Source organism: Pseudonocardia pini (assembly GCF_013870575.1).
Classification (GTDB): domain Bacteria; phylum Actinomycetota; class Actinomycetes; order Mycobacteriales; family Pseudonocardiaceae; genus Pseudonocardia; species Pseudonocardia pini.
In genome coordinates, this window is the sequence record NZ_JACBXB010000171.1 from 1 (window position 1) to 8609 (window position 8609).

Sequence of the window (8609 nt, forward strand, 5' to 3'; positions counted from 1 at the left end):
GGCGCATCGGGGCTCCCACGGGGTGACGGCGGCTGGGCGGGCGGCACCCTGCGGGCGCGGCCACGGCTGCTGCGCTGCGAACTCCGGCCGGAGGCTCTGCGGACGAGTATGCCCGTCCGCCGCCCGCTCCCGGAGGACAGGCTGCGGGACGCGCTGATAACGCTTCCGGGGCCGCGACGATCCTCTCGGTGATCCGCGCGCCACCGGGCGCCGTGACACCGGACAGGAGGCCCCATGGCCGACAGCAGGCTGACGATCCCGGCCAACCCGCGCATCGCTGTCCTCGGGGACAGCCTCGCCGCCGGGTTGGGCGTCCGCGAGAACTCCTACCCCCGGCTCCTCGCGAAGGACCTCCAGGCCGAGGCGATCCTGATGAAGGCCAAGGCCAGCAGGCGGGTGGACGAGTGCACCGAGCTCGTGCCGCGGCTGGACAAGTTCAAGCCGGACCTGGTCCTGATCAGCACCGGGCAGACCGAGAGCCTCGTGCACCCGCCGCGCTTCGTGGAGGAGGCCATCGAGCGCCACGGGCCCGAGAACTGGAAGGGGGTCGTGGGGCTCGACGCGCGGCCGTACTACTCCGAGGACCGCGCGAAGCGGGCCCGCGAGATCGCCACGACCGTCGCGAAGATTGTTGTGAAGAACGTCACCATCCGCCTGGCGGGCGGCTATCCGCGGATGCCGCACGACGAGTACCGCCGCGAGCTCACGACCTTCCTGGACCTGATGGAGGAGCGGGGCTGGCCCGTGGTCGTCGCGGGCGTCGGCTTCCCGAACGCCGTGCTGTACCCGCGCTCCAAGAAGAGCCTCGCCACGGTCGAGCAGCTCCAGCAGGAGCTCATCGCCACCCGGCCGAACGCGCGCTACCTCCGGCTCAACGGCCTCGTCGACTTCGCGCGCGACACCCTCGCCGACCGCTGCCACCCGTCGGTCGCGGGACACCGCAAGATCGCCGACGCGCACCACGCCCTGCTCGACGTGGTCCCGCGGGTCGACGCGGGGCCGGTCGCCGCAGCGGCATCGAACGGTCGCGCTCCGTCACCCTCCGCTCATTAGCTCGAACGGATGCGCCGATTGGCGTAACGCGGAGACGTTCGTCACCTTGGGTGCATGAACCCCTGGTAACGACCTCGTGTTGCGTCCTACAGGAGTAACGGTCTCATCTGATTTGACGAGCAGTCATCGTGTGCAGCTCGTACGCCCTCGGGGGCTCGGAGAGGCGTATGGCACGAGACGACTACGGACGGTACTCACGATGACTCGCCAGTCAGGGGAGTGGTCGCGCTGAGCAGCGAGATCGGGCAGGGACCCTCACCGTCCCGTGCCGTACCCATCCCCGCTCAGCGGGAGACCACCTACGACAGCACCACCGACGACACCGGCGTCCGGCCGTTCGAGGTCCGCGGCCGCGTGCCGCGATGGGAACGCCGCTACCAACGCGCGGTCATCGCGTCGGACACCCTCGCGGTGGTCCTCGCGGTCTCCGTGGGCCTGGCGACCGGTCTGCTGTGGACCTTCGACACGCGCTCCGCGATCGCGCTGGTCGCCGGGGCCACAGTGGTCGGCACGCTCTACGCCGTCTTCGCCACCCGCAGCTGGGACTCCCGCATCCTGGGCCAGGGCTCCGAAGAGTTCAGCAGGCTGCTGCGGGCGATCATCGCCTCCGCGGTGATCCTCGGGATGGTCGGGCTCCTCGTCGGCGCCCCGGGCACCCGGCAGTGGGTCTTCGGCGCGATCCCGGTGGCGGGCCTGCTGGCCATCGCGGGCCGGTACCTGCTGCGACAGCGCCTCCACGGGCTGCGGCGGGAGGGGCGCTGCCTGCACCCGGTGCTCGTGGTCGGGGACGAGGAGGCGGTCGTCGACCTCGTCCGCCGCACGGTCAAGGACCCGTACCACGGCTGGCGGATCACCGGTGTCTGCACGCCGTCGGGGACCGGCCCCGCGGAGTCCGTCGAGATCGAGGGCGTCCCCGTCGTCGGCGACCTGGAGGCCGTCAACCTCACGGCCCGCTCGGGCGGCTACCGCGTGGTCGCCGTGGCCCCCGCGACCGGCTGGAGCAACAGACGGCTGCACCAGCTCTCCTGGGACCTCGAGGGCAGTGGCGTCGAGCTCGTGGTGCAGCCCGGGCTCATGGAGTTCGCGGGCCCCCGGCTGCACGTCGCGCCGGTGGACGGGCTGCCCCTGCTCAAGCTCACCGAGCCGGTCTTCACCGGTGTCCCCAAGATCGTCAAGGGGTGCATCGACCGGGCCGGGGCGGCCGCGCTGGTCCTGCTGCTGGCGCCGGTGCTGCTGGCCATCGCCGTGATGATCAAGCTCGACGGCGGCGGGCCGGTCTTCTTCTCCCAGGTCCGGGTGGGGCGGAAGGGCCAGGAGTTCAAGGTCCTCAAGTTCCGCACGATGGTGGTCGACGCCGAACGGCTGCTCGCCGACCTCGCGCGGGACAACGAGGCGGCCGGGCCGCTGTTCAAGATGCGCAACGACCCGCGGATCACGCGGACCGGGGCGATGCTGCGCAAGTACTCGCTCGACGAGCTGCCGCAGCTGTTCAACGTCCTGGCCGGGTCGATGTCGCTCGTCGGGCCGCGGCCGCCGCTGCCCGCCGAGGTGGCCACCTACTCCCGGGACGCGCTGCGCAAGCTGCTGGTCAAGCCGGGCCTCACGGGGCTCTGGCAGGTCAGCGGGCGCAGCGACCTGAGCTGGGAGGAGTCCGTGCGGCTCGACCTGCGGTACGTCGAGAGCTGGACGCTGGCGCTCGACGCGCTGATCCTCTGGAAGACCGTCGGCGCGGTGACCCGGGGGACCGGGGCGTACTGAGCCGGAGACGGCGGACGGGCGGCATCCCTTCGTGGGGTGCCGCCCGTCTGCTCGTGGTGTGCTCCTACAGGTACGAGCGCATCAGCTCGAGGAGGCGGCGGTCCAGCTTGTGGCCCCGGAAGTTCTCGTAGGCCACGTCGGTGCGCTCGCTGTCGAGGATCCCGAAGTCCCCGTACATCCCCCACATCGCCCAGCCGAAGCCCGCGCCCTTCCACAGCGACAGGTAGTCCTCGGTCCAGCGCAGCGACACGTCGTGCGGGGCGCCGCGGTAGACGCCGAACTCGCCGACGTGCACGCCCGTGCCCGCCCGCTGCACCGCCTCGAACGGCTCGACGTCCTTGCGCCGCAGGTACTCCTTGTCCACCGTCACCAGCTGGTCGTTCTCGTACTTCTGCAGCGGCCAGGTGGGGACGGGCCACCGCTCGTCGAGCCACGGCGCGTTCCAGCTGCTGAGCTCGCGGGGCGTGTAGCCGCGGGCGCTCAGCGCCACGTCCGGGCCGTAGTCGATCGGGACGGGGTCGTTCCCCCAGCCCCGCGCGTCGCAGATGATCGGCCGGTCCGGGTCGATCTCGCGGATGGCGCCGACGAGCCGCCGGTGCACGCGGTCGTAGGCCTCGGCGGTCACGTCGCCGGGCTCGTTGAGCAGGTTGAAGCTCAGCTGCGCGGGCGGGACGTCGGCGAACCGCTCGGCGAAGTACGCCCAGTGGAAGGCGCACGCCTCCAGCGCCACGTCGTCCGTCCACAGGTCCAGCGGCTCCGCGGGGGAGTTCACGCAGTAGCCGGGGGCGCGGTGGAAGTTGAGGCACACGTGGATGCCGCGCTCGGCGCCGAGCCGGATCGCGCGCGCCACGTTGTCCTCGATCGCGAACGGGTCGATCCGCAGCCACGTGGTCGGGTCGCCCGACGCCCAGAACTGATAGGACAGCGGCAGCCGGACGAACGTGAAACCCCATTCCGCGAGCATGTCGAAATCGGATTCCTCATACCGCTTGTACGGCAGCCCCGCGTTGAAGATGTCCAACAGGTTAAATCCCTTGAAGCCCGGGAGTGAACCGAAGAATGTGGGGGCGGTCGGCGTCGCGGAGCTCGCGCACCCGAGCGAGACCAAGGCTGCGCCGGCGACGGCAGCGGTCGACAGGAACTGTCGGCGGTCCATATCGTCTTCGTACACCTTCTGCGTTCGACACCGGAGCGCGCCCGGTGGGGCTGCGGCATGGCCGTGCCAGGTGCGAGGGCCGCCGGACCTCACCGTAGTGCATCCGGGTGCTGCGCCCGCGTGCGCGTGGCCGGATCGTGAGCCGGCGCGCCGCCATTGTGAGCCACGCCACTAAAGTGACGTTTACGTCTCATCCGGAGTGATGATCACGCCCTCCATCGGTAACACGGCGGCGCCTCTCCGCGAATCACAGGATGTTCATAGACACGTCACAGACGACACCTGTGCATGGAGAAATCGATGTCGTTGCCGAGGGTCCACCTCGTGTTGGGCACCAGGCCCGAAGCAATCAAGTTGGCTCCACTCGCCGTTGCACTTCGAAATGGCGGAATCGTCGAACCGGTCATCGTCGCGACCGGTCAGCACGGCGTTCCGGTGGACCAGGCACTGGCGGCCTTCGGGCTGACCCCCGACGTCCGGCTCGACCTCGCGCGGACCACCGGGTCCCAGCCCGAGCTCGTCGCGCAGGTCACCACGCAGCTCGATCCCGTGCTCGCGGACTCGGCGGCCGTGGTCGTCCAGGGCGACACCACGACCGCGCTGGTCGGCGGCCTGGTGGCCATGTGGCGCCGGATCCCGGTCGTCCACCTCGAGGCCGGGCTGCGTTCGGGGGACCTCTCCGCGCCGTTCCCGGAGGAGGCGAACCGGCGCATGCTGAGCGTGTTCGCCGACCTGCACCTCGCCCCCACCCGGCGCGCGGTCGAGGCGCTGGCCCGGGAGGGCCTCGACGGCGACCGGGTGCTGCTGACCGGCAACACCGTCGTCGACGCCGTGGTGGCCACCGCGAAGGCGGCCGCGGGCAGCACGCCCACGGACCCCCGCGTCGGGGAGCTGCTCCGCGAGGTCGAGGCGGGCCGCGGTAGGTTGCTGCTGGTCACGGCCCACCGGCGGGAGTCCTGGGGTGAGCCGCTGGACCGCGTCATGGACGCCGTCCGCCAGGTCGTGGACGACCACCCCGACCTGCTGTGCGTGGTGCCGACGCACCCGAACCCCGCCGTCCGCGCGCAGGTCGAGGCGGTGCTCGCCGGGCACCCCCGGATCCACACCACCGGCCCGCTGGCCTATCCCGAGCTGTGCCGCGTGCTCTCCCTCTCCACCCTCGTGCTCACCGACTCCGGGGGCATCCAGGAGGAGGCCCCGTCGTTCGGCGTGCCCACGGTCGTGCTGCGGGACGTGACCGAGCGCGTCGAGGCCGTGGAGAGCGGGTGGGCCGTGCTCGTCGGCACCGACCCGGAGTCGATCTCGGTGGCGGCCAAGCGCTTCCTCGACGGGGACTTCACCCCGCCGACCCGCACGAACCCGTTCGGCGACGGGCTGGCCGCCGAGCGCGGCGCCCAGGCGATCGCCTGGTTGTTGGACAAGGCGGAGCGGCCGGAGCCGTTCGCACCGTGAGTGCCCCCGAGCATGCTCAGTCGAGAGGAACCGTCGTGGACGAGGGACAGCCCATCGGGGTGGAGGGCCATGTCGAGCTCTCCGTGCGGGGGATCCGGGACAGCTGGAACCCCGCCGAGGCGCTGTGGGACCGCCAGCTCCGCACCGGCACCTGGGGCCCCACGCTGGGGACCGAGGCCATCACCAGCACGCTGATCTGCCTGATCGGCGTCGACCGCTGGGACCCCAGCGCGTGGCAGACCATCGGTGCCTCGCCCGCCGCGGCCCTGCGCGCCGCCCGCGAGCGGCTCGCCGCCACCCCCTACCCCGGCGGGCTGGGCCTGCTGGTGTGGGCCAACGCCCTGCACGGCGAGGCGGACCTGGAACAGCTGCTGCGCGAGACCGGGCTCGAGCTCGGCGACCGGCGGACCTTCAGCACCACGATCACCTCGATGGAGGCCTCCTGGCTGCTGTCGGGGCTGCTGCACGAGTACTCCCGGCGCCCCGCGGAGAGCACGCGCGAGTTCGCCGACGCCGTCATGACGGACGTGCACGCCCGGTTCGACGAGGCCGGGTCGGACGTGATGCCGCACGCCACCAAGCGGGCGGCGCTCGGCCACCGCGCGCGCAGGCACGTCGCGAACTTCGCCGACCAGATCTACGCCCTGCAGGCGCTGTCCTTCGCCTCGACCACCATCGACTCCGCCGGGTCCTACGACCGTGCCCGGCGCCTCGCGACCCGCCTGATGGAGCTGCAGGGCCCGCTGGGTCAGTGGTGGTGGCAGTACGACTCGCGCACCGGTGAGACCGCCGACCGCTATCCCGTGTACTCGGTGCACCAGCACGCGATGGCGCCGATGGCGCTGCTGGCCTACGCCGCCGCCGTCCGCGAGCGGGGGGAGGACCCGGAGGTCGCCGCGGCCGTCGAGCGCAGCGCGACCTGGGTGGACCGCAACGAGCTGGGGCGCAGCATGGTGGACCCGGACCGGACGATCTGGCGCTCCGTCGAGATCGAGAGCGGGCGGTTCGGCCGTACCGCCCGGCACGCCAAGGTGCTGGCCGGTCGCGGCGACGGCGAGGGGGGCGACCGGTTGCCCGCGCTGGTGCTCAACCGCGAGACCAGGCCCTACGAGTGGGCCTGGCACCTCTACGCCCAGGCCATTCTCACCGGCCGCGAGCGCTCGCTGCACCTGATCTGATCATGAGTACTCACATCGACCCGGCAGGCGCGCCCGGCGGGGACACCCTCCCGCCGCCGACCGCGGAGCTCATGGGGTGCAGGTTCGACACCGTCGACCTGGACCAGGCCGTCGACCGGGCACTGTCCTGGATCGACTGCCCGCAGCGGCGGTCCCACACGATCGTCACGGTGAACGTGGCCATCCTGATGATGATGCGGCAGGACCCGCAGCTGGCCGAGTCCGTCCACGCGGCCGACATGGTCGTCGCCGACGGGACCCCGCTGGTCTGGGTCTCCCCGTGGGGCGGCGACCCGGTGCCGCACCGGGTCACCGGCGTCGACCTGATGATGGAGCTGCTCCGGGTGGGCAACGAGCGCGGCCTGTCCGTGTTCCTGCTCGGCACCACCCAGGAGCGGCTCGACGCCCTGGTCCGCGTGGTGCACGAGCGCTACCCGGGCGTGCGGATCGCGGGCTCGCGCAACGGCTACTTCACCCGCGAGCAGGACGCGGAGGTCACCGCGCAGATCCGCGGGTCCGGCGCGGACGTGCTGCTCATGGGCATGCCCGCGCCGATGAAGGAGATCTGGAGCGAGCGCCAGCGCGAGGCGCTCGACACCCCGGTGATCCTGGGCGTGGGCGGGGCGTTCGACGTGCTCGCGGGCTACGTCAAGCGCGCCCCCGTCCCGCTGCAGAAGGCCGGGCTCGAGTGGGCCTGGCGGCTGATGCTGGAGCCGCGCAAGCTCTGGCGGCGCTACCTGGTCACCAACATGACCTTCCTGGGTCTGGTGGCCCGGTCGGTCGTGCTGAGGTTCGTCGGACGCTGAGTCTGACTCTGAGTCGGACGCTGACAGCGGAGACACGAGAAGGCCCGGCAGGCACAGCCTGCCGGGCCTTCTCGCGTGGGGTCAGCGGAGGGTGGCCGAGATGCGCGCGGCGACCGCGGTGACGGCGGGCTCGGCGAGCAGCGACTCGTGGTCGCCCGGGATCGAGGTGACCAGCATGTTCGGCGCGCTGCGCTTCCACACCGCCAGCTGGCTGCCGACGACCGGCAGCTGCTCCTCGGCCTCGTAGTACACGACGGCGCCGTGGTAGCGGGCGGGCAGGTGGGTGTCGAAGACCTGCTGGTAGCCCGCCAGCTCGGGATCGACCTGGGTGTCGTCCGCGACCGGGCGGCCGAGCCTGCGCCGGGCGAACCGGACGGCGGTGCCCGGAGCGTCCGCCCTCACCTTGTCCAGCCGCTGCGACCAGCGCTTCGCGCGGATCTCGGCGGGGGAGAGGACGGCCTCCGGGGAGGCCACGTCGATCAGGCCGAGATAGGCGATCTCCCGGCCCCGCCCGCTCAGCCGGTGGGCCGCCTCGTAGGCCACCAACCCGCCGAACGAGTAGCCGAGCAGGGAGAACTCCCCGGTCGGCTGCGCCTGTGCCAGCTGCTCGGTCACGTCGGCGGCGACCTCGGAGATGGAACGCCTGCTGCCGTCCGCCCGCGAGACCGCCGGGGCCAGGCCGTAGACCGGCCGCTCGGTGCCGAGCCGCTGCACGAGCGTGTGGAAGGAGTTGAGCTGGCCGAGCACGTCGCACAGCAGGTAGACGGGCCTGCCCTGGCCGGGGCGCAGCAGCCTGACCGCGCTGGTCCCCGCCTGCCGGGCCGAGACGGCCGCGCGGGCCAGGCCCAACGGCGTCGGGCGGGCCAGGAACTCCCGGATGTCGACGTCCGCGCCCAGCAGGACCTTGACCCGGCCCAGGATGTGCACGAGCACGGCCGACGATCCGCCGAGGTCGAAGAAGTCGTCCTCGGGCTGGACGTCGGCGAGGTTGAGGTGCTCGCGCAGCAGCGCCAGCACCGCCTCCAGCGTCCGCTCGTCCACCTCGACGGCGTCGAGCTCGGCGAGCGAGCGGGGGACGGCGACGGCGGCGGAGAGGCTCTGCGGCGCGGGCGCCGGATCGGCGTCTGCTGCGCTACGACCGGCTCGCCGCGGTGGTCCTGCCCCTGCACCACGTACCCGCGGGCACGGCGCGACCGCGGGTTCGCC

7 protein-coding genes are annotated in these 8609 nt (G+C 72.2%); 5 read left to right on the forward strand and 2 right to left on the reverse strand.

Annotated features, from left to right (window positions below; translation table 11 throughout):
- Window positions 1–234: 234 nt before the first annotated feature.
- Together H5J29_RS12510 and H5J29_RS12515 are read left to right on the forward strand one after the other, a co-directional pair.
- Window positions 235–1053, forward strand: coding sequence for an SGNH/GDSL hydrolase family protein (locus tag H5J29_RS12510; RefSeq protein WP_181781108.1), 819 nt, complete (start codon window positions 235–237; stop codon window positions 1051–1053).
- 219 nt (window positions 1054–1272) lie between these two features.
- Window positions 1273–2811, forward strand: a complete 1539-nt coding sequence (locus H5J29_RS12515) for a sugar transferase (RefSeq protein ID WP_312858181.1) — start codon at window positions 1273–1275, stop codon at window positions 2809–2811.
- A 64-nt stretch (window positions 2812–2875) separates the two neighbouring features.
- Here the strand turns inward: H5J29_RS12515 and H5J29_RS12520 are convergent, their stop codons facing one another.
- Window positions 2876–3832 carry a glycoside hydrolase family 5 protein gene (locus H5J29_RS12520; protein ID WP_181781109.1) on the reverse strand — a complete coding sequence of 319 codons (957 nt, stop codon included), beginning with the start codon at window positions 3830–3832 and terminating at the stop codon, window positions 2876–2878.
- A 435-nt stretch (window positions 3833–4267) separates the two neighbouring features.
- Between H5J29_RS12520 and wecB the strand changes: the two genes are divergently transcribed.
- The 3 genes from wecB to H5J29_RS12535 are packed head-to-tail and all read left to right on the forward strand — an operon-like array spanning window position 4268 to window position 7403.
- Entirely contained in the window at window positions 4268–5419 is a 1152-nt protein-coding gene (gene wecB / locus H5J29_RS12525) for a non-hydrolyzing UDP-N-acetylglucosamine 2-epimerase (protein ID WP_181781110.1), read from the forward strand.
- Window positions 5420–5454: 35 nt separating this feature from the next.
- Window positions 5455–6597: a hypothetical protein gene (locus H5J29_RS12530; protein ID WP_181781111.1), complete on the forward strand. Its 1143-nt coding sequence runs from the start codon at window positions 5455–5457 to the stop codon at window positions 6595–6597.
- Window positions 6598–6599: 2 nt separating this feature from the next.
- Window positions 6600–7403, forward strand: coding sequence for a WecB/TagA/CpsF family glycosyltransferase (locus tag H5J29_RS12535; protein ID WP_181781112.1), 804 nt, complete (start codon window positions 6600–6602; stop codon window positions 7401–7403).
- Window positions 7404–7484: 81 nt separating this feature from the next.
- Here H5J29_RS12535 and H5J29_RS12540 read toward each other — a convergent pair.
- The coding region (locus H5J29_RS12540; protein ID WP_220187322.1) for a thioesterase domain-containing protein at window positions 7485–8609 on the reverse strand (1125 nt) is incomplete at its 5' end.